Consider the following 21,147-nt stretch of genomic DNA (forward strand, 5'->3'; position numbering starts at 1 on the left):
CTTAGGGAGGTATATTATTGAGAATAACCCGGATTTTGTTTGAGGATTCCGTTACCTTGTATCATGACGTTGCTTGGTATCGGGAAAAGGGTCATGAAATCCTGTGCAGCTGTTTTTCCGCGTGCTTTGGCGTTAGATATCAATACGCCTTGCCTTATCAGTGTTTGGCGGCGTGAACCTTCACAATATAACTCGCGGCCGCTTTCATCGATCAATGCGGCACGGAAATCGGCTGTACTCATGCCCGCAAAATTGCTGACTCCTGCACGTTTACGTACCATATTTACATATTGGTAAGCATCGGCCGGGCCACGTTGTTCATTAATAGCTTCGGATAATGATAGCAACACTTCGGCATATCTAAACACAACCACGTCAAATGAGTAGCCTGGTCCATCGCCCAGCACGCCGGTATATTTTACAGGAATAGCACCTCTTAAGCCGGTTGACTGGTTAATTGTTTTTCCGCTGGTGTTGGTATATGATGCTATAATGGTGCTTTTTCGGCTGTCGGCTGCATCAAATTTATTGTAAAATGCCCAGGGCATATAATAACCTGCCCATCCCGGCCCCCTTGTTAAAAGCGGTGATGCGGTAAAATCGCCTGGCAGTACTTCCTGTACCCAATAATTAGGGCTTGCACTGTTGGTAGGGGTAGCATATATCAGCTCATTGTTCTGTTTTACATTAAACACATCGGCATAATTTGACATCAGGCTGTAGCCCATACCCATAATGGTTTTAGCTGTAGCTTCTGCTTTATCCCATTGTTTATTCATCATATAAATTTTCAACAACAGCATTTGCGCAACACCTTGCGACATGCGGCCCCAGTTGGCATTGTCGGTATTATATTTTGCCGGCAAATCGGGGATGGCTGAAGTAAGGTCGCTTATCATTTGCGCGGAATATACTTCGGTAGTGGGGCGTGGTGCAATGGTAAGGCTGGCCAGCTTTGTAGCGTCGGTTGTTGCATTAACCGGGCCGTAAAAGTCATATAATACAAACATCAGCCAGGCGCGTAAAACTTTTGCTTCGGCGGTATATCTCTTTTTTATCTGGTCGCTTACGGCAGTAACTTTTGATATATTGTCAATAACGTCGGTTGCCTTAGCCACATAACTTATGTACGGATAAACCGAATTATTTAAACCCTGATAGGTAGCCGGCCCCCAGGTAAAGTTGGTTAAATTCTGGTCCCAATCCGTACTGGCCTCATCGGTTGTCATTATGCTTTTTAACAGATATGTTTTTATATCTGCATTATATAGCGATGCTGATTGCTGATTATTACCTAAGTCGGTTTGGTCCCAGTTTGAAGAGAAGGGACTGTAAATGACTATCACCGCGGCGTTGATGTCCGATTCGGTTTTGTAAAAGTTACTTGGGGATATCTGGCTGTAAACCTTTGAGTTCAGCGCCTTTTTGCAACCTGAATCAAACAGCACCAGTGTACAGCAGCTTAGCAGGAGTACAGTGTACTTCGCTAATTTATTTCGTTTATTTTTTAAGCTTTCCATTTATTTAGCGTTTAAAATTTTAAAAAGTAGCGTTTACACCAAACGTAATTGATGTTGCCAAAGGGTAGGGGTTTGTTTCGGTATATTCAGGATCGTATCCTTTGTAATTGGTGATGATGAACAGGTTCTGCGCATCGGCAAAAAACCTTAACGTTTTGATGAATTTATCATGTAAAGGCAATTTGTAGCCCAGGGTTACATTCTTTAAACGCAGGAAGTTGACGTTTTGCCCGTAAAAATTATTTGTTTGGCTTGGGTTATTTCCGGTATAAACATTAGCAGCATAACCTGGATAAATTCCGTTTGTATTGTCGGCCGAGAATATATTTGCAGCGCCTGCCAGCGTGTTATGGGGCCTTGTTGATTCATTAATTACAGCCGGATCATAAAATGCGCCATAATTATTTACTTCATACATGCCAAAGCTGCCATACATAAATACGTACAGATCGAAGTTTTTATAGGTAAATGTGTTGCCAAAGCCAAGTGAAAACTTAGGGTCAGGGTTACCCAATGCAATTACATCATTCACATCTAATTTTCCATCGCCGTTACGATCTTTGTAGATAATGTTACCCAGGTTTGCATTTGGCATGTATGATGGAATTTCACTTTTATTGTGGATGATGCCATCAGTTTGCCAGCCGTATACTTCCCTTATCGGATCTTTATAGCCTATGTATGAGGCCAAAGGCGTTTCTGGATTTCTTGCAACCCAGTAGTTTTTATAGGCTGATATATTGAAGTTAGTTGTCCAGTTAAAGTTTTCGCTTTTTACGTTTTGCGATAGTATCGAAAACTCGATACCGCGGCTGCGGGTTGAACCAATGTTGGTCACTACCTGTCCAACCTCGTTATTTACAGGTAGGGGGTCATAATCTATCAGGCCTGATGCGGTCTTTTGAAACACATCTATCGAACCTGTTAGACGGTCGTTAAACAAGCCATAATCCAAACCAAAGTTGATTGTTTTGTCGGTTTCCCATTTTAAATTATTATTGGCAATTTGGGTAATGCCGATACCCGGATAGTAAGTGCTGCCGATCACAAAAATTGGGCCTGCCGATCCGTAAAGCGGCAATGCACCTGATCCTAAAATAGGTGAGTTACCTGATGTACCATAGCCTGCACGCAGTTTCAGTGATGAAATAACTTTCGAGTTTTTAAGAAAATCTTCCTGGTTTATTCTCCATCCCAGTGACGCACCAGGGAAGAAACCGAATTGTTTGTTAGCGGCGAAATAGCTTTCACCATCTTCGCGTCCGGTTATTGTTAACAGGTATTTATTCTTGTAAGAGTAATTTGCCCTGAAATAACCTGAAACCTTAATTAAATCGCGGTCGCGATTGGAGAAATCAAAGCTTTTGTCCTTATCACTTGCCAGGCCTACATTGTAAAATCCAAGCGCATCTGTCGGGAAACCTACAGCTTCCAAACCATAGCCTTCATTCGAGCTTTTATAGTAGCCCACACCACCAACTACCGAAAAATTATTATCACTGTTTATCCTTTTGTTGTAGGTGAAAAATGATTCTGCACTATAATTTTGTATGTGATTATTTGTTAACTGAGCCATACCTGTAGGTAACTGGTAATTTTGTGCTTTTACAGGCAGGAAAAATTGCAGTTCGCTGGTTTGTTTGTCAATACCTACTACCGTATTCCATTTTAAATCGTCAGTTATCTTTACTTCGATATTTGGCGATGCCATAAAACGGTTGGTATTTGTGTTGTTTTGTATGATTAGAAACGCTGCTGGGTTTGTTATAATGTTGTCGTAACTTTTGGTGTACGAACCATCGCTATTGTAAGCATTGAGATTAGGTGCAAATGAATAAGCCGCCTGCAACTGATTGTACTTTTCGGCGCCACCGCTGTTGCTTCCTGTAGATGCATTGTTGCTGTTTATTTGGCTGAAAGTAAGGTTTAGAGAAAATTTAACCCTTTCACCCAATTGCTGATCGATGTTTACACGACCCGAATAACGCTTAAAGTTGGAGTTTTGCAGGATAGCCTTATTGTCGTAATAATTGAATGATGAGAATATCTTGGTTTTATCGGTGCCGCCGGATACGGAAATATTATGTTCATCAACATAACCATTTCTTATGATCGACCCCAGCCAATCTGTTCCCTTACCGGCAGATGCAATCTGGTCAGGTGTAAACAGCGGCGTAAATCCCGGTGCTGCAGCCGGACTATTACTGCCGTAAGGAGCAAGGCCGTTATCGAATAAATATTTATCATGAGCCAACCTTACCTGTTGAGTTTCAAAGCCGGTTGCATCCAACAGATTAAAATACGACTTTGGTTTTTGTATGGTATAACTGCCGCTGTATGAAACTACCGCATTTCCTTTTTTTCCTCTTTTGGTAGTTACCAATATTACACCGTTAGCAGCCGCGGCACCGTATATGGCAGTGGCGCTGGCATCCTTAAGTACGGTTACATTTTCGATATCTGAAGGATTGATACTGCTCAAAGGATCCTGATCTACGCCACCAGAAAACCCGAGGTCTTTATCGTTTATTGACGGTGTTGCAGAACTGTTATTGGTTATAGGAACACCATCAATAATGTAAAGGGGTGTGTTGGCGCCATGTGGTGAAATTGCACCGCGGATGGTTACGGTTAAACCGCCGCCCGGCTGTGCACTTCTGGTATCAAGTGTTAAACCTGCCGCCTGACCTTGTAATAAGTTGTTAATTGATGTTTGGGCAACCTGCGGAAGATCTGACGTTTTTACCGAAACAACAGAGCCGGTTACATCCTTTTTGGTTGATGTACCGTAGCCCAGTACAACAACCTCATTCAATGATTTGCTATCGGATGTTAGCTGAACATTGATTTTTACACGGTCATCAATGGCTTCTTCTTTAGTGATATAGCCTATAAATGAAAAAACAAGTGAACTCGTATTGCCATTTACGGTTAATTTGTAATTTCCATCATTATCTGTTTGGGTGCCGGATTGGGTACCTTTTACGGTAACGGTTACGCCAGGCAGTGTCTCGCCCGAAGCACCGGTAACTTTACCTGTAATAGTTTTTTGCTGCGCGAAAACCGAAATTGAAAACAACAATTGTAAGAACAAGAGCAAAGGCCACCGCCTTTTAAACAAAAAAGTAAAATTTTGCATAATAAATTAGGGTTAATTGGTTTATATTAGAGTTCCTCCCCAATGAAAGAAGCCTCCGCCCGAATAACAGCAGCTGTTAAAACACGTTCAAGTCCTGCAATCTTTCGAAGCGTGAAATGGGGCGCTTAAATTGGTGAACAAATGAAAGACTATTTACTATGATATGATTTGTGCTATTATTCATATATTTTGTTCAATCGGACATTTAGAATACAACAAGTCCTTCGGCAGTTTTCATCTATCCTTTTATGTATAACTTTATCTGCATATTAATTTGCTATAACCAATTACTACAATCATTTCACCACATCGGGAAATCATGCTGCTGAAGAATCATAGTCAAACACGCAGGTACCTGCGCATGTTACCGCAATCAATTATATTCATACTGCTTATTACAACGGGATATGCCCATGCACAAACGCTGAACCTCAAATTCAAGCACATCAACATAGGCCAGGGGTTATCAAACAGCACCATTGAATCAATTTACCAGGATAGTAAGGGGTTTATCTGGTTTGGCACAAGGGATGGCTTAAATAAATATGATGGTTATCAGATTACTGTTTTCAGGAACGACCCTAATAATAAAAACAGCATAAGCGATAATTTTATTAAATGTATCAATGAAGATGCATCCCATAATTTGTGGATAGGTACCAGCGATGGCCTAAACCGTTTTGACGCTTACAAAAATACTTTTACAAGGTATGGCCATAACCCTGTTAATAATCAAAGTCTTCCGGGTAATGGTATTAATTGTATTTATAAATCTAAAAGCGGGTTGCTTATTGTTGGCAGCAATGGCGGTGGTTTGAGCGTGTTCGATGCCAAAAAAAACGAATTTAAACGTTTTGTGCCCAAAAATAACCAGCCGCTTGCAATTGATAATTTTGATGTAAACAGTGTTCTTGAAGACCGCAAAAATAATTTTTGGTTAGCTACAGATAAAGGTGTGGGCTTGCTCGATAAAACAAAGGGAACTGTAAATACAAGTTTTAACCTTAATAACAACCCCGCTTTCGTAATAAGCCTTCCAACATTAAGGCTTCAGGAAGATCAGCAAGGTAATATATGGCTGGGAACCATAAACAATGGTTTAGTGATGGTAAACCTGGTCAATCATGTTTTTAAACAATTTTTACATGACGACAAAAAAACATACAGCATCAGCACCAATTTAATCAGGAGCTTATTGGTTGATAATAAAGGAAACGTGTGGACTGGAGGAGTTAATGGCAGCCTTGACCTTTTGAAACCGTCGGGAAACACTTTTCTGCATGCGCAAAATGAACCGGGTAACTCCCTCAGCTTGTCACAAAAAACAGTCTCGTCATTGTTCCAGGATAATCAAAACAACCTGTGGATAGGTACACACCGGGGTGGTGTAAACTTTTATGCGCCACTTGCCGAAAAATTTAAGTTACTGCAGCAGGGAGCTACCGAAAATAGCCTGAGTTACAATGATGTAAAGTCTTTTTACGAGGACAGTAAAGGAATTATATGGATAGGTACCGATGATGAAGGACTGAATCAATACGATGAACAAACAAATAACTTCAAACATTATAAATATAATGCTTTTAACTTAACCAGTATCAGTTCTGACGCGGTTTTAAACACCACCGAGGATAGGAACAAAAACCTTTGGATTAGTACCTGGGGCGGTGGCTTAAACCTGATGGACCGAAAAATGGGCACCTTTACCCATTTTGTAAATAAACCTTCTGACGCAAATTCTATAAGCTCGAACTATGTGCAAACTACACTGCAGGATAGCGAAGGGAATTTTTGGGTGGCGACATATTATGGGGGCCTAAACCTGTTTGACCCGAAGACACATATTTTTAAGCGGCTCACCAATACGATAAACGACAAAAGCAGCTTATATGGAAATAACATTATTGCGTTAAATGAAGATAAAGAAAAGAATTTGTGGATAGGTACTGATGACGGCGGTCTGAATCGCTATAATCTTATAAAAAAAACATTTACGCACTATTTTATAAGCGGTGATAAAACCCCTGATATAAGGGTAGTATTTACTGACAGCAAAGGCCGAGTATGGGTTGGGCAGGAAGGGTTGTACCTTTTTAACCCAACTACAAATAAGTTTAACATTTATACCAACAAGGGTGGCTTATCAAGCGAGTTTATAAAGGGGATTACAGAGGACAACTTTGGTTTTTTGTGGATCAGTACCTCAAACGGCCTCACTAAATTCAATCCCAATACACGTGAGTTAAAGAAATACAATGTAGCCGATGGTTTACAGGGCCTTGAGTTTGAAGCCGGCGCATACATGAAAACTAAAAGTGGTGAAATGTATTTTGGCGGCATTAACGGCGTAAACCACTTTTATCCGAAGGACATTAGGGTGAATCACTTTGTGGCGCCGGTATATATCACCGGTTTACAGATCTTTAATAAAGACATACTGCCAGGCGATGAGAAATCGCCACTGAAAAGTGATATTAGTTTAACTCATGAAATCAAGCTGGATTACAAGCGGTCTACCTTGTCATTTGACTTTGCCATATTAAGCTACACTGCTTCAGAGAATAACCATTACGCATATAAACTAAAAAACTTTGATCAAGATTGGCAATACACCTCCGAACGGAAAGCCAACTACACCAATTTGAGCCCGGGTAATTACACTTTCTACGTAAAGGCATCAAACAATGATGGGATATGGAATAATAAAAGTGCCTACATTGATATCAGTATTTCGCCTCCGTTTTGGTCAACATGGTGGTTCCGGTTAATTGTTTTGTTTTCAGGTATTACGGCCAGCTATTATTTACTGCGTTTCAAAAAGAACCTCGATTTGCAAAAAATAGAAGAAAACAAACGTGAGGAAATGCACAAAATCCAATTGCAGTTTTTTACAAACATCTCACATGAATTTAGAACACCACTAAGTTTAATACTGGGTCCACTCGAAAAAATAATGAGCGAAGATAAAAGCCAGGTCTTTCGCCTGTATTATGATACGATACACCGTAATGCGAATAGATTGGTTTTATTAATTAACGAGCTTCTCGATTTTAGGAAGGCAGAAAGCGGATCGTTAAAATTGAAGGTAATGCCCGGTAATCTCGACCAGTTTATTTCTGAAGTGGTGGAAGATTTCAAGAGTCTTGCTTCCGAAAAACACATCGCATTGCACCTCACTACCCAACGCAATCTTGGAGAGACATGGTTTGACAGGCAGATAATTGAAAAGATCATTATTAACCTGATCCATAACGCCTATAAATACACCAATATAGGCGGCGAAATAACCATTGAGCTTTATGCCAACCCGGATGGATTTGAAACCGCGTATAAGCACTCCATGATGGTTAACAGTAATTACCGTGCAAAAAAATACATCTACATAAGGGTTTCAGACAACGGTATTGGCATCTCTAATGACTCGATCCATCATTTGTTTGAAAGGTATTATCGCATTACCGATGCGCACATGGGGTCGGGAGTGGGGCTTGCATTTGTAAAAACCCTTATCCTGATACACAAAGGAAGTATAATTGCTTATAGCGAGAAAAATAAAGGCACCGACTTTATAGTAAAAATACCCGTTGATAAAGCGGATTATGCAATTGAGGAAAGATGGATTAACAATGCTGATAACAGCGGGATACAATTGGAAAGCATCAGCACATTTCTGCACCAGAATTACAAAACAGCCGAAACTGATCAGGTAGAAAGGCGGGAAAAGGGGCAGTTGAATAAGATACTTGTAGTTGATGATAATGATGAACTGAGAAATTTTCTTCATCATAGCTTAGATGAGTTTTACGAGGTAATAGAAGCTGTAAACGGCATAGATGGCCTGGAAAAGGTAAAAACTGAATTTCCCGATATGATCATAAGTGATTTGATGATGCCTGGAATGAATGGCATCGATTTTTGCGAGGAAATTAAATCACATCCGGAAACTTGCCAGATACCGTTTATTATCCTTTCTGCAAAAGATGCGCTTGAGTCTAAAATTGAAGGCGCGGAGTCTGGCGCCGATCTTTATTTTCCAAAACCTGTAAGCATAAACCTGTTGTTGCTTTCAATCCATAACATATTCAGACAGCAGAGCACACTCAAAAAAAGTCATATAAAGAACTATTTCATCGAGGCACATGAAGCCACAGATCAGCAAAGCGATAATAGTTTCCTGGATCAACTGGTTCAGGTAATAGAGTCGCAATTAGGCAACCCGGATCTGGATGTGGATCATCTATGCCGTGAAATGGGCATGAGTAAAACAAAGCTCTATAATAAAATAAAGAAGGTATCCGGCTTATCCATCGGCGAATTTGTCAGAACGTTTCGACTAAAAAAAGCGGCTTATATTATCTCGCACGAGGATATTTTGTTAACGGATGTCATGTATCGGGTAGGCATACAAACGCAATCTTATTTTACCAAAGCTTTCAAAAAAGAGTTCGGTAAAACGCCTTCGCAGTTTTTAAGCGAAATTAAAACCGGAAAAAAAATGAATTAAGATTTTTTTGCTGACGATAGCACAATGCGAAAGCCACGCCATGCACTGTCTTCATTAGGCGGATTTGTAGCTCTGTTGGCACTTCGTTCATCATTGCTGCCGCTGCCAAAGCTGCCGCCCCGGTTTACACGGTATATCCCGGCTGCCGGGCCAACAGGATCCTTTACCTGCCCGCCGGGATATGGCCCGTACCAGTCATAACACCATTCCCATAAATTGCCAAGCATATCATACATGCCCCATTTATTCGGCAGCTTTGTGGCAACATTACGCGAGCCGGTAACAGGATTGCCAAACCCTTTGCCCTTATAATCTTTAAAACTATTACCGCCATACCAGGCTATATGATCAGTGGTACTGCCATATATTGCGCTGGTGGTACCAGCCCGGCAGGCATATTCCCATTGGGCCTCTGTTGGCAATGTATATTCATAGCCTGCGGGCAGTCTGTGTGCAGCACGTTCCTGGCTGGTAAGCATCTTGCAAAACTGCATAGCTTCGTTCCAGTTTACAAAATACATTGGTAATTCATCGTTTTCATTAGCCAATACTTTATCCGGATCATTTTTGTCAAAATGCATAAAATCCCTTATCAGCATCCTTTTTCCCATAAAATCATACATCGTTGTATCATTCAGTAGTTTATTAACCTTGTCCCGCACATTCATTCCTGTAACAGACTTCCACTCTCCAATAGTAACTTCGGTATTGCCTATCCAATAACCTTTAGTTAGCGTTACAGTTGTTTGAGGACTTTCATCGGGCTTTCGCCCAGCTTCAGTTTCGGGGCTGCCCATAATAAATGTGCCCGCGGGGATCCAGCTCATCGGTAATATTGCCTTTTCATTCAAAGATAATTGCCAGGCCTTACCGGCAATAGGGCCTTGTGAATCCGTATTTTGCTGCGCCGAAAGGTTGCCGGGATATAAATATAACGTGGCAAAAAATAAAGAGATCAATAATAATGGTTTCATATCAATATTTAAGGTGACTGAAGGCGTTTTATCAAGGCCAATTGCTGGTTAAATATAGAAAACACATTAGGCAAAAATTATCCCTTGAATTGCCGGTAAGTTTTCGGCAGGCGGGTATATCGTTCATTCAAAGCTCTAAATACAGGTATATTATTATGAGATTATAAATTTTAACCTGAAGGTGTTTTATTGAAAGGTTGTTTGATTAAGTTTCTATAAATCAATTTATTATATTTTAGATAGATATCTTGAAGCTAATTGAAATTGTATTTTTTATGCTGACGTTTAGTGAAAATAACACATTAGAAATAATAGCATAGATACACTTGTATTGGGCATTAAATAAAACCGATTGCATTAAAAATATGCACAATTGAACAATCGTTAAAAACCATTTTGGTTGTTATTTGCTTTGCGACCTGATTATAAACCACAGCGATCATTATATGGCGAGAGACGCGCAGGAAATGCTGGAAATAGCCGGATTGAAGCGCCGGTGTAACAAACTATATTCTTGAACAGGAAAATTATATCGATATTGACCCTTATATAAGCATTGCCAAAAGTGCAACCTACATTAAAAATAACTTACTCCGATAAATATCATTTGCAGTGAAAATAAAAAGCTTTGAATTATTCACAGTACCCCCACGCTGGCTATTTCTTAAAATAGAAACCGACGAAGGTATAACGGGTTGGGGCGAACCTGTTATTGAAGGTAAAGCAGCAACGGTTAAAACCGCTGTTGAAGAACTGATGAACTATATTATTGGTAAAGACCCCATGAATATAGAAGACCACTGGAATGTAATGTACAGAGGTGGTTTTTATAGAGGTGGTCCAATTTTAATGAGCGCTATCGCAGGCATTGATCAGGCGCTGTGGGATATTAAGGGGAAATATTACAACGCGCCGGTACATCAATTGCTTGGGGGGAAAGCCAGGGATAAAATGAAAGTTTATTCCTGGATAGGAGGAGACAGGCCTGCTGATGTGGGTAATGCCGCAAAAGAAATGGTTAAAGCCGGTTTTGGCGCGGTAAAAATGAATGCCACCGAAGAATTGCAATACGTGGACTCCTATGAAAAAATTGACCAGGCCATTAGCCGTATAGCAGCGGTACGCGAAGCTGTTGGTAATTATGTGGGCATCGGTATTGATTTTCATGGTCGGGTGCATAAACCTATGGCCAAAATATTAGCTAAGGAGTTGGAAGTATTTCGCCCCATGTTTATTGAAGAGCCGGCCTTACCCGAAAATAACGAGGTAATGCGCGAAATTGCCCGGCATACTGCTATCCCAATAGCCTGCGGCGAGCGGATGTTCTCTAAATGGCAGTTTAAAACACTTTTAAAAGAGGGCTATGTAGATATCATCCAGCCAGATCTGTCACATGCCGGGGGGATAACTGAATGTAAAAAGATCATATCAATGGCCGAGGCATTTGATGTGGCAGCCGCGCCGCATTGCCCGCTTGGCCCCATCGCGCTGGCCGCCTGTTTACAGGTAGATGCCACCTGCCATAATGCTTTTATACAGGAGCAAAGCCTGGGCATACATTATAATAAGGGAAGTGATATTCTGGATTATATCACCAATAAAGATGTATTTAAATATGAAAACGGGTTTGTAAGCATACCGGAAGGCGCAGGTTTGGGCATAGAAATAAATGAAGACCATGTACGCAAAATGGCAGCTATTGGGCATAACTGGACCAACCCGCTGTGGCGTCATGAGGATGGGAGCGTAGCGGAATGGTAACTGCGGTAAATAGCAATAAAAATAGCAAAGTCAGGTTTCGGGTATTGGCTTTTTTATTTGTAAACGTTATTGTCAATTATATGGACCGCAGCAATATTTCAGTCGCGGCCACTGCAATCAGTGCCGACCTGAAATTAAGCACTATACAATTAGGGCTGATATTTTCGGCTTTTGGTTGGATGTACGTCGCCTTCCAAATTCCAGGTGGAATTATTATTGATCGGTTTAGCCCCCGCGTATTATATGCAATAACATTATGCAGTTGGTCTGTTGTAACGTTGTTGCAGGGTATTACCCGTGGATTTTATTCTTTATTGGGCCTCAGGATGGCCACAGGTATGTTCGAGGCGCCTTCATACCCCATAAATAACCGGGTTGTCAGCAACTGGTTTCCTGAAAACGAAAGGGCATCCGCAATAGCTGTTTATACCTCGGGACAATTCATCGGGCTCGCATTTTTAACTCCTCTTTTAGCAGTTATTCAAAGTTACTGGGGCTGGCGTGGCTTATTTATTAGTACCGGCGTAGTTGGCATAATCTGGAGCCTGGTTTGGTATAGCTTTTACCGAGACCCCGTAATAGATGAGGCACTACCTGTTACAAAAAATGATACCCCGGCGGTTAACCTTCCCTCAAAAAAAATCACCCGAAAGGAATTTAAGCAGGTATTAACCAATCGCAAATTATGGGGCATTTATTTAGGCCAGTTTGCGGTTACATCAACCTTATGGTTTTTTCTAACCTGGTTTCCAACTTACCTGGTCAAATATCGCGGCTTTGATTTTTTAAAATCGGGGTTTTTATCTTCAATACCATTTTTGGCCGCATTTGCCGGGGTCATATTATCCGGTTTAATTTCCGACCGTTTAATAAAAAAAGGCATCTCATTCAATAAAGCACGCAAAACGCCTGTAATAATTGGTTTGCTGCTATCAACCTTTATTATTGGGGCAAACTATGTTAACAATACCACACTTGTAATTTTATTCATGACTATCGCCTTTTTTGGGAACGGCCTGGCATCTATAGCATGGGTGTTTGTATCCTTACTTGCACCCAAAAACCTTATCGGCCTTACGGGAGGTGTTTTTAATTTTATGGGCGGCTTGTCGTCAATAATAGTTCCGCTGGTTATCGGTTATTTAGCTAAAGACGGTAGTTTTACATCTTCCATACTATTTATAGGAATATTAGCCTTTGCAGGTGTGCTATCATACTTGTTTTTAGTTGGTAATGTCAACAATCCCGATCAGGAGAATCCAAATTTAAAATTACTGCATAATGAAACAGTTTCTTAGCTGCGATTGGGGAACTTCCAGCTTCAGGCTGCGGCTGGTTGATGTGAACGAATATCAAATATTAGCCGAAGAAACAGATAACAACGGCATTGCAGCCACTTTTGCTTTATGGAAACAAAGTGGGCAACCCGAAGAAAAACGACGTTCATTTTATCTGGATGTAATAAATAAATACATCAAAAAAATTGAAAGTAAAACAAGCTGGTCCCTAAGTGGTGTGCAACTCATCATTTCGGGGATGGCATCTTCGACGATAGGTTTTATTGACATTCCTTATAGTCAGCTGCCTGTTGGTACAGATGGAACGAATATTAAAACACAATCTATTTCTGCAGATGGGCATTTTGCGCATGATGTGATGGTTATTTCGGGTTTGCGGTCTGATGATGATGTAGTTAGGGGTGAAGAAACCCAGCTGATTGGTTGTATTGATCCATCACACGGAAAAATCGATGATGAATTGTTCATTTTCCCAGGCACGCATTCAAAACATATTTTTGTATCAAATGATCAAATAACTGGCATCAGGACCTATATGACCGGGGAGTTTTTTGAACTGCTGTCGCAAAAAAGTATATTGAAGCTAAGCGTTGAAAATAATGATGAGCAAACAGATCCACAAACTTCGGGCAGCTTTAGGATGGGAGTTAATGATGCGATTGATGCTAACTTACTAAACGCTGCTTTTAAAGTAAGAACAAATAGCCTGCTGAACAAGCTATCAAACAGGGAGAACTATAATTACCTGAGCGGTTTATTGATAGCAACTGAACTAAAGGATTTAAAAACCTCCGGCATACAAAAAATAAACCTCCTTGGCGGCTCAAATTTGGGTGAGTATTACCGGTGCGCCCTGGAAGAATTGGGCCTTTCATCAAAAATACGGGTAGTGAATTCAATCTGGGCTGATGAAGCGGTTGTGCGCGGTCAACATAAAATTTATAAAACAACAATGCAATGAACAACAAATTTTCATGGGAGCTTTTTAACCGGATGCCCATTATCGGTATTATGAGGAATATTCCCAGGGAATATATAGAAAGCATCGGCCATGTTTATCAGCAGTCGGGCTTAACCTGCCTTGAAGTTACAATGAATTCTGCCGGTGCGGATGAAACTATCGCATCATTAGTTAATACATATGGCGATAAATTAAATATTGGAGCCGGAACGGTTTGTACCGTTCAGGATCTGGAAAAGGCATTAAATGCCGGGGCTCAATTTATTGTTACGCCAATTGTAAACGAAGATGTCATCAGTACCTGTGCAGCTCAAAAAGTACCTGTTTTTCCGGGGGCTTATACGCCTACCGAAATATATAAAGCCTGGAGCCTGGGTGCAACAATGGTAAAGGTTTTCCCGGCGACTACTTTAGGCACAGGATATATCCGGGAAGTATTAGGCCCGTTAAATCATATAAGCCTGGTGCCAACCGGCGGAATAAATCTTGAAAATTTTACCGGCTACCTGGCAGCAGGGGCAAAGGCTGTTGGAATAGGCAGCCACCTGTTCCCAAAAGATATCCTGGAAAGTGAAGACTGGGATAAACTGCAGGAAATTTATGTTTTATACACGGAGCGATATAAAGCATACGCCAATACTAAAGCGGTATAGGTTAGTAACTGATTTATTACATTGATAAATCAATAGCACCAAAATGATAATCAATAGCACAATAAAATAGGGTTTATTTACAGTTATTTAGCTTTGCAAATCATCAAAACCAATTTATAAAGTTAATGCCTTACTGTTATGAGATATAAAGTGCTATTGCAATCAGTTTTTACATTTTTTTTATTCTGTGCTATGGTCGCAGTTACCGATGAGCCGAAAGAGATTTTACTTTGGCCCAATGGCGCCCCGGGATCAGAGGGAAAAACAGCCCCTCAAAAAACGCGCGTAACCGACCAGGGTGATATCGTAATTTCAAGTGTGCATAAACCTTCTTTAACACCCTATTTGCCCGACGCTGGTAAAGCTACCGGAACTGCTATTATAGTTGCACCCGGCGGAGGCCACAGTGAGCTGTGGATAAGTCACGAAGGCTATAGCCCGGCAAAATGGTTCAGGGATCATGGCATTGCTGCGTTTGTTTTAAAATACCGCCTGGCGCGCGATACCAATTCAACTTATACGGTTGATAAGGAAGAGGTGGCTGATATTCAACGTGCTATCAGATTAGTAAGAAGCCGGGCGAAAGAATGGGGAATTGATACCGCCAGGATAGGAGTTATGGGATTTTCTGCTGGTGGCGAACTTGCAGCATTAGCGGCAATGCGCTATACAACAAAAGATCAAAGCGCTAAAGATCCTATTGATCGTGAAAGCGATAAGCCTGATTTTCAGTGTTTAATTTATCCCGGCAATATTAACAGGCTTTCTGTAAGCCCGGCAGTTCCCCCTGTATTCATTGCCGGTGGTTATAAAGATAGGAAGGATATATCCGAGGGGGTAGCTCAACTGTACCTTAAATATAAAGAAGCAGGAGTACCAGCAGAGTTGCATATTTACTCAAGCGTGGGTCATGGCTTTGGCATCCGTGAAACAAATAAAGGTTCTTACACAGAGTGGCCCGGACAAGTACGGCTTTGGTTGGTGGACAATGGTTTTTTAAAGGGAAAAGAATAAATGAAAGTACTGTATCAGATATTCCGTGAGGCCTGGAATTGTAGGCGATAACCCGTTTTTGATATCCTGTTGTTTCAAACCTAAAGATCCTCGGTCATCTGTGATCAACTTGAGCGATTGGTCGGTAATACTGCGCAAGTCGATATTCATATTCATTTCCTGATTTTTACCATTAATCCCGGTTGGGGTGGTGTTGATATAAACAACAAAGCCTGATATTTTCATACCAGGCTTTGTGTCGATTCTAAAGTACTCAGAGCGGGAATCGAACCCGCACTCCGTTTACGGGAACAGGATTTTAAGTCCTGCGTGTCTACCAGTTCCACCATCTGAGCAGGTGATTAACCTTTTAAAAATAAAACCCTTCTTTTAACAGAAGGGCTTTGAGCGAAAGACGAGATTCGAACTCGCGACCCCGACCTTGGCAAGGTCGTGCTCTACCAACTGAGCTACTTTCGCGTTGGTGCTTCCCTGCTTTGAGTTGCTTTGCGGTTAACCGTGTGCCTATCTCGTTTGCGGGAGTGCAAATATAGACAGAAAAGTAAACTCTGCAAGCAAAATTCTTACTTTTTTTCAAATAGTTTATAACTCACTGGCTTTCAAAACGTCAGAGATGAGGTCGGTCTCATATCCCCGGCTCATGGCATACTGTTGAAGCTTGTATCTACGTTTCAGGTGATTTTTCTCGGTAAGGGTGTTCGCTTTTCTATCTAATAACCTGGTTAAGGCTGCCACGTAGTCATCTGCATCAATAGTTAAAAGCGCTTTTTTTATCAATATCTCCGGTACCCGTTTTAGTTTAAGGCCTTGTTTTATCTTTATTTTGCCCCAGGCCTTCTGGCTAAATTTACCTTTAGTATATGCTTTAGCAAACCTGTCCTCGTTTAAAAAGTTGCCTTCTATCAGCTGGCTTATTATTTGCTCCACGGCATCGGGCCATAATCCCCATTCATAAAGCCTGTCGCGTACTTCCTGTTGTGATCGTTCCTGGTAGGCGCAAAAATGCTCGGCTTTAGCCAAAGCTACCTTAGGGTCGGTGATCTTGATTTTTTTAGGGGCATCCATCTGAAAACCAAAATTCGGTAAAAAATCTTCTATTGTTAGATTAATATAAGCAAATTCGTACCATGTTTAGCAACCAATACTCCATAACGCAAGTAAAGCAAATTATTAATGCCGAGGGTAATATTGTAAAAGAATATACCATTAGTATATTGTTTACCGATAGCCGAAGGATAAATAACCCTGCCGAGGGGTTGTTTTTTGCTTTGAGCGGCAGGCGCAACGGGCATGAATTTGTTGCCGAGGCATACGCCAGTGGTGTCCGTAATTTTGTGGTGGAGCATGGCCCGGAGTTTAACCTGCCCGACGCTAATTTTTTGATAGTGGCCGATCCCTTAAGCGCTTTGCAGGTTTTAGCGGCCTATCATCGTAACAAATTTAACTTGCAGGTTATAGGCATAACCGGTAGCAACGGCAAAACCATAGTGAAGGAATGGCTATACCAGTTACTGGTAGCCGATAAAAATATTGTACGCAATCCTAAAAGTTATAACTCTCAAATTGGAGTACCGCTTTCGGTATGGCAGATTAATAGCCATAACAATCTTGGTATTTTTGAGGCCGGTATATCTACCATTAATGAAATGGATAAACTGGAGGCAATTATTAAACCACAGATAGGTGTACTAACCCACATCGGTACCGCGCATGATGAGGGTTTCAGCAGTCCCCGGCAAAAGGTATTGGAAAAGCTCCGGTTGTTTAAAAACAGCAATAAGCTTATTTATAATTATGATCAGCTCATAGATTACCAGGATGATATTACTGCTAAAGAGACATTTACCTGGAGTCGTAAATTTAGCCAGGCCGATTTGTATGTATTTAGCGAGACGGCGATATCAAAAAACTATTACCTGCGGGCTTACTACCAAAGCAAAGAAATAGAATGCCTGATCCCTTTTTCTGACCAGGCATCCATTGAAAACGCTATTGTTTGCTGGGCAACCATGCTGGCCCTGGGTTATACCGCGATTGATGCTGATAAAAGAATAGAGCGCCTTAGCCCGGTTAGCATGCGCCTGGAGCTGAAGAACGGAGTAAATAACTGTTCAGTAATTGATGACTCCTACAATTCCGATCTGCAATCTCTGGAAATTGCACTCAATTTTTTAGGGCAGCAAAATCAACACCAAAAGAAAACCTTGATCCTGTCTGATATCTATCAGTCTGGTTTATCACAGGATGTTTTGTATCGCCAGGTGGCTGATCTTATCAGCAATAAAGAGGTTGATAAATTTATTGGAGTGGGTGAGGCGTTGATGGCCCATCAAAGCATTTTCAATATTACCGAGCAGCACTTTTTTGAGGATACCGCAACGATGTTGCTGCAATTAAAGCAACTTAATTTTAAGGAAGAAACTATCCTGATCAAAGGCTCACGCAGTTTTGAATTTGAGCGCATTAGCCGTGCACTGGCGCAAAAGGCCCACGAAACGGTGCTGGAGATTAACCTGAATACATTGCTTAGTAATCTTAATTTTTATAAAACTAAAATAAAGCCGGGTGTAAAGGTAATGGCCATGGTGAAGGCATTTAGCTATGGCAGCGGCACTTTTGAGGTGGCCAATATGCTGCAATACAACAAGGTTGATTATTTGGCTGTGGCCTATATTGATGAAGGTGTTGCCCTGCGGCAGGCCGGGATTAATTTACCGGTGATGGTACTTAACCCCGAAGCCACTGCATTTGATAAGTTAACGGAGTATAAGCTGGAGCCGGTAATTTATAGTTTTGGCTTGCTTGATGATTTTGTAGAATACGCGTTAGCCCGAAATATTATAAATTACCCGGTACACATTAAAATTGATACCGGCATGCATAGGCTGGGTTTCGAAAATCATGAGATTGAAACCCTTTGCGATTTGTTGGAAGAGAACCGTTATGTGCATATCCAGTCGGTATTTTCACATCTTGTAGCGAGCGAAGCTGCCATACACGATGAATTTACCCAAACCCAGATAAAACGATTTGAAAAAGCCTTTAAAGAGATTGAGAAAACGCTGCGCTATAAGGTGATTAAACACTTATGTAATACTGCCGGTATCATTCGGTGGCCTGCGGCGCAATATGATATGGTTAGGCTGGGGATTGGCTTATACGGAATAGATTCGGCCGTACCTGCTGCGGATAATGCCTTACAGCCTATTGCCAGTTTAAAAACAAGTATAGCCCAGGTTAAAAAAATTAAAGGAGGGGATACCATTAGCTATAGCAGGAGCGGTATGCTGGCAAAAGATGGTAAAATAGCCACCGTACGTATTGGTTATGCTGACGGCTATCTGCGCGCATTTGGAAACGGGATAGGTAAAATGTTGGTAAAAGGCAGTTTGGTGCCAACCATTGGTAACATTACCATGGATATGTGTATGCTTGATGTAACCGGCCTTGATGTAAAGGAAGGCGATGAGGTAATTATATTTGATGGGCAACACCAGCGCATAGAGGAACTGGCCAGGCAAATAGGCACCATCCCTTATGAAATATTAACTAATGTTTCGCAACGGGTAAAAAGAGTATACTTTTACGAGTAGGCATTGAACGCGCTTTAAAGGCGATTTTTATAAAAAATGGACAAAAACATTGCTGTGTTTGTGTTAAGAATATATGGTAAATTTTACATTCAAACCCGCAAACTGATAATATCAGTTATGATGAACATCCTTATTCATCAAGTTTTGGAAATGAGTTTTTCTAATTTTTTGTTTTAAGAAAGTCGACGCATGGAAGCATTTGGGAAATATTTAGTCCTCTACGGGAAGTTTTTTTTTGATATCATTCAATAATTCTATTGGAATATCGTCCTTAATAATTTTAATCGTCATTTGTTCATTCCACTCAATTTTAACGATATCCATAATTGTTTTTTTTATGGAATCTAAATATTCAGAGTGGGTTTCTTGAACGGATATTAAGGCATTGAAAATTTCTGTCCTTGTCATTAATTAATTAGAATAATTTGTACAAACGATAATAGTTGCATCTACCAACTAATTTAAGGCTTAAATCGTTGTAAATTTTTCACATTCCTTTACCATTTTTTTGACTTTTTGAGCCTATTTTCCGGTTAATGAGAATAGATGCTGCCGGAAGGGATTTAATATACAAACAGGAAAGGGTAAGGCTTAAAGTCTATTACGATGTTGCCGAAGTAGCAACAATTGGGGTAGGTTATGACTTATTACCCGGCAATTGGTAAGTAAGGACGTTGAAATTGGGGATACAATCAGTTTAGAGCATTGCGATTCAATGTTTACCGCTATGGTAAATTCAATTATTGAATGAAACTAAAAAAGGAGGTTAAATAAAAAAGCCCTTTTTAAGTGGCTTTGCTTAAAATAAATAACTCTCACGTTATTTTATAGTACTCTTTATATAACTTAAACGGTAAGATTTTACGATTATTCAACCGACTTTGTTAACGGTACTTTTAAAAAACAGGTTGGTTTGAACCAAAACCAACCTGTCAGAAATATGGATTTAATCAATAGTTGGTTTTTGTACGTAAACCTGCTGCAGGTTTGTTACGTAATTCGGCATAAAAAAGGGGTTCACACTCGCTGTTTACCCCTTACTATTGATTAAAATGCCAATATTCCCATATAGGCACGAAATATTTGCAATAATTGTGCCAGTGTAATTAATAGTTAAATATTTCATTTGTTTAAACTTGGTATGGGAATCATCGTTTAATGTATTGTTAATGATTCTGGCATTTAATAATTTATTCGAAAATAGGGGTAACGGTGAATTAAAGGTTATCTTACATACTTACCGTTGCTAAACGTTGTTATTATGTCAGATATTAATAATCATACACATAAAGATATCCATTGTCCTAAATGTTCAACCGTATCATATCATAGAGTTTCACGAAGTAATTTAATTAAGTTGTTTTTCTTTTGGTTACCATTGCATAGATATAGCTGCTATAAATGTATGAGCAAATTTTATGTCAGAATCTAAAAAGCTCTAAGATTGATTTAAAGTTGAAATTCATCAAGATTTCACACCTCATTTTGTCCCTTTTGTCTCTTTTTATTTTTTGTCCATTTTTGCCTTTGGAAGCATTAATTTCACTCCGAATCAACCCAAAAACTCCGTTTGTCTCCACAGTAAAAGTTCATTAAATGCGGAGTTTTTACGGTTTTTTTACCCGTTTCTGCGGGGACAAAAACAAGAATATAAAAGGTCAAAAAGGGATAAAATTTGAAAAATAAAAAAGTGCCTCTACGCTCTGGAAACGCACTTTTAAAATATTTTT

Annotated in this window: 14 protein-coding genes and 2 tRNA genes; 8 read left to right on the plus strand and 8 right to left on the minus strand. The window is 40.3% G+C overall.

Annotation, left to right across the window (positions count from 1 at the left end):
- Positions 1-14: 14 nt before the first annotated feature.
- Positions 15-1,520 (minus strand): RagB/SusD family nutrient uptake outer membrane protein, encoded by a 1,506-nt coding sequence (locus tag AC1DYB_RS00760; protein WP_477431589.1) that lies wholly within the window; start codon positions 1,518-1,520, stop codon positions 15-17.
- Positions 1,521-1,539: 19 nt separating this feature from the next.
- On the minus strand, positions 1,540-4,659 hold the full coding sequence (locus AC1DYB_RS00765; RefSeq protein WP_477431591.1) for a SusC/RagA family TonB-linked outer membrane protein: 3,120 nt from the start codon (positions 4,657-4,659) through the stop codon (positions 1,540-1,542).
- Between the two features lie 319 nt (positions 4,660-4,978).
- Between AC1DYB_RS00765 and AC1DYB_RS00770 the strand changes: the two genes are divergently transcribed.
- Positions 4,979-9,163: a hybrid sensor histidine kinase/response regulator transcription factor gene (locus AC1DYB_RS00770; protein ID WP_477431593.1), complete on the plus strand. Its 4,185-nt coding sequence runs from the start codon at positions 4,979-4,981 to the stop codon at positions 9,161-9,163.
- Here the strand turns inward: AC1DYB_RS00770 and AC1DYB_RS00775 are convergent.
- Positions 9,160-10,137, minus strand: a complete 978-nt coding sequence (locus AC1DYB_RS00775; RefSeq protein ID WP_477431595.1) for a formylglycine-generating enzyme family protein — start codon at positions 10,135-10,137, stop codon at positions 9,160-9,162. The genes AC1DYB_RS00770 and AC1DYB_RS00775 overlap by 4 nt on opposite strands.
- A 612-nt stretch (positions 10,138-10,749) precedes the next feature.
- On the opposite strand from AC1DYB_RS00775, the gene dgoD reads away from it, so the two are divergent.
- From dgoD to AC1DYB_RS00800, 5 genes are all read left to right on the plus strand, one after another.
- Entirely contained in the window at positions 10,750-11,898 is a 1,149-nt protein-coding gene (dgoD, locus tag AC1DYB_RS00780) for a galactonate dehydratase (protein ID WP_477431597.1), read from the plus strand.
- On the plus strand, positions 11,892-13,196 hold the full coding sequence (locus AC1DYB_RS00785; protein WP_477431599.1) for an MFS transporter: 1,305 nt from the start codon (positions 11,892-11,894) through the stop codon (positions 13,194-13,196). Before dgoD ends, AC1DYB_RS00785 begins: the two co-directional genes overlap by 7 nt.
- The gene (locus AC1DYB_RS00790; protein ID WP_477431601.1) at positions 13,180-14,157 is read left to right on the plus strand and encodes a 2-dehydro-3-deoxygalactonokinase; all 978 of its coding nucleotides are present in this window, start codon (positions 13,180-13,182) and stop codon (positions 14,155-14,157) included. Before AC1DYB_RS00785 ends, AC1DYB_RS00790 begins: the two co-directional genes overlap by 17 nt.
- Positions 14,154-14,810 carry a bifunctional 4-hydroxy-2-oxoglutarate aldolase/2-dehydro-3-deoxy-phosphogluconate aldolase gene (locus AC1DYB_RS00795; RefSeq protein WP_477431603.1) on the plus strand — a complete coding sequence of 219 codons (657 nt, stop codon included), beginning with the start codon at positions 14,154-14,156 and terminating at the stop codon, positions 14,808-14,810. Before AC1DYB_RS00790 ends, AC1DYB_RS00795 begins: the two co-directional genes overlap by 4 nt.
- Positions 14,811-15,002: 192 nt before the next feature.
- Positions 15,003-15,824: an alpha/beta hydrolase gene (locus tag AC1DYB_RS00800; protein ID WP_477431605.1), complete on the plus strand. Its 822-nt coding sequence runs from the start codon at positions 15,003-15,005 to the stop codon at positions 15,822-15,824.
- Here the strand turns inward: AC1DYB_RS00800 and AC1DYB_RS00805 are convergent.
- From AC1DYB_RS00805 to AC1DYB_RS00820, 4 genes are all read right to left on the minus strand, one after another.
- Positions 15,807-16,049 (minus strand): hypothetical protein, encoded by a 243-nt coding sequence (locus tag AC1DYB_RS00805; protein WP_477431607.1) that lies wholly within the window; start codon positions 16,047-16,049, stop codon positions 15,807-15,809. The genes AC1DYB_RS00800 and AC1DYB_RS00805 overlap by 18 nt on opposite strands.
- A gap of 25 nt (positions 16,050-16,074) precedes the next feature.
- A tRNA-Leu gene (locus AC1DYB_RS00810) sits at positions 16,075-16,159 on the minus strand.
- A 51-nt stretch (positions 16,160-16,210) separates the two neighbouring features.
- Positions 16,211-16,283, minus strand: a tRNA-Gly gene (locus AC1DYB_RS00815).
- A gap of 123 nt (positions 16,284-16,406) precedes the next feature.
- Positions 16,407-16,889: a regulatory protein RecX gene (locus tag AC1DYB_RS00820; protein WP_477431609.1), complete on the minus strand. Its 483-nt coding sequence runs from the start codon at positions 16,887-16,889 to the stop codon at positions 16,407-16,409.
- Between the two features lie 62 nt (positions 16,890-16,951).
- Here AC1DYB_RS00820 and AC1DYB_RS00825 point away from each other — a divergent pair, with 62 nt between their 5' ends.
- Positions 16,952-19,417, plus strand: coding sequence for a bifunctional UDP-N-acetylmuramoyl-tripeptide:D-alanyl-D-alanine ligase/alanine racemase (locus tag AC1DYB_RS00825; RefSeq protein WP_477431611.1), 2,466 nt, complete (start codon positions 16,952-16,954; stop codon positions 19,415-19,417).
- A gap of 210 nt (positions 19,418-19,627) precedes the next feature.
- Here the strand turns inward: AC1DYB_RS00825 and AC1DYB_RS00830 are convergent, their stop codons facing one another.
- On the minus strand, positions 19,628-19,825 hold the full coding sequence (locus AC1DYB_RS00830; RefSeq protein WP_477395226.1) for a hypothetical protein: 198 nt from the start codon (positions 19,823-19,825) through the stop codon (positions 19,628-19,630).
- Between the two features lie 128 nt (positions 19,826-19,953).
- Here AC1DYB_RS00830 and AC1DYB_RS00835 point away from each other — a divergent pair, with 128 nt between their 5' ends.
- Positions 19,954-20,082, plus strand: coding sequence for a hypothetical protein (locus AC1DYB_RS00835; RefSeq protein WP_477395224.1), 129 nt, complete (start codon positions 19,954-19,956; stop codon positions 20,080-20,082).
- Positions 20,083-21,147: the final 1,065 nt, after the last annotated feature.

The organism is Mucilaginibacter sp. P2_A4, from assembly GCF_056405015.1.

Bases quoted from the DNA above. Each gene is read 5' to 3' on its own strand.
- AC1DYB_RS00825 (WP_477431611.1), top strand. From the start codon at position 16,952: ATGTTTAGCAACCAATACTCCATAACGCAAGTAAAGCAAATTATTAAT.
- AC1DYB_RS00820 (WP_477431609.1), bottom strand. From the start codon at position 16,889: ATGGATGCCCCTAAAAAAATCAAGATCACCGACCCTAAGGTAGCTTTG.
- AC1DYB_RS00770 (WP_477431593.1), top strand. From the start codon at position 4,979: ATGCTGCTGAAGAATCATAGTCAAACACGCAGGTACCTGCGCATGTTA.
- AC1DYB_RS00760 (WP_477431589.1), bottom strand. From the start codon at position 1,520: ATGGAAAGCTTAAAAAATAAACGAAATAAATTAGCGAAGTACACTGTA.
- AC1DYB_RS00765 (WP_477431591.1), bottom strand. From the start codon at position 4,659: ATGCAAAATTTTACTTTTTTGTTTAAAAGGCGGTGGCCTTTGCTCTTG.
- AC1DYB_RS00795 (WP_477431603.1), top strand. From the start codon at position 14,154: ATGAACAACAAATTTTCATGGGAGCTTTTTAACCGGATGCCCATTATC.
- AC1DYB_RS00775 (WP_477431595.1), bottom strand. From the start codon at position 10,137: ATGAAACCATTATTATTGATCTCTTTATTTTTTGCCACGTTATATTTA.
- AC1DYB_RS00805 (WP_477431607.1), bottom strand. From the start codon at position 16,049: ATGAAAATATCAGGCTTTGTTGTTTATATCAACACCACCCCAACCGGG.
- AC1DYB_RS00790 (WP_477431601.1), top strand. From the start codon at position 13,180: ATGAAACAGTTTCTTAGCTGCGATTGGGGAACTTCCAGCTTCAGGCTG.
- AC1DYB_RS00800 (WP_477431605.1), top strand. From the start codon at position 15,003: ATGGTCGCAGTTACCGATGAGCCGAAAGAGATTTTACTTTGGCCCAAT.
- AC1DYB_RS00830 (WP_477395226.1), bottom strand. From the start codon at position 19,825: ATGACAAGGACAGAAATTTTCAATGCCTTAATATCCGTTCAAGAAACC.
- AC1DYB_RS00835 (WP_477395224.1), top strand. From the start codon at position 19,954: ATGAGAATAGATGCTGCCGGAAGGGATTTAATATACAAACAGGAAAGG.
- AC1DYB_RS00785 (WP_477431599.1), top strand. From the start codon at position 11,892: ATGGTAACTGCGGTAAATAGCAATAAAAATAGCAAAGTCAGGTTTCGG.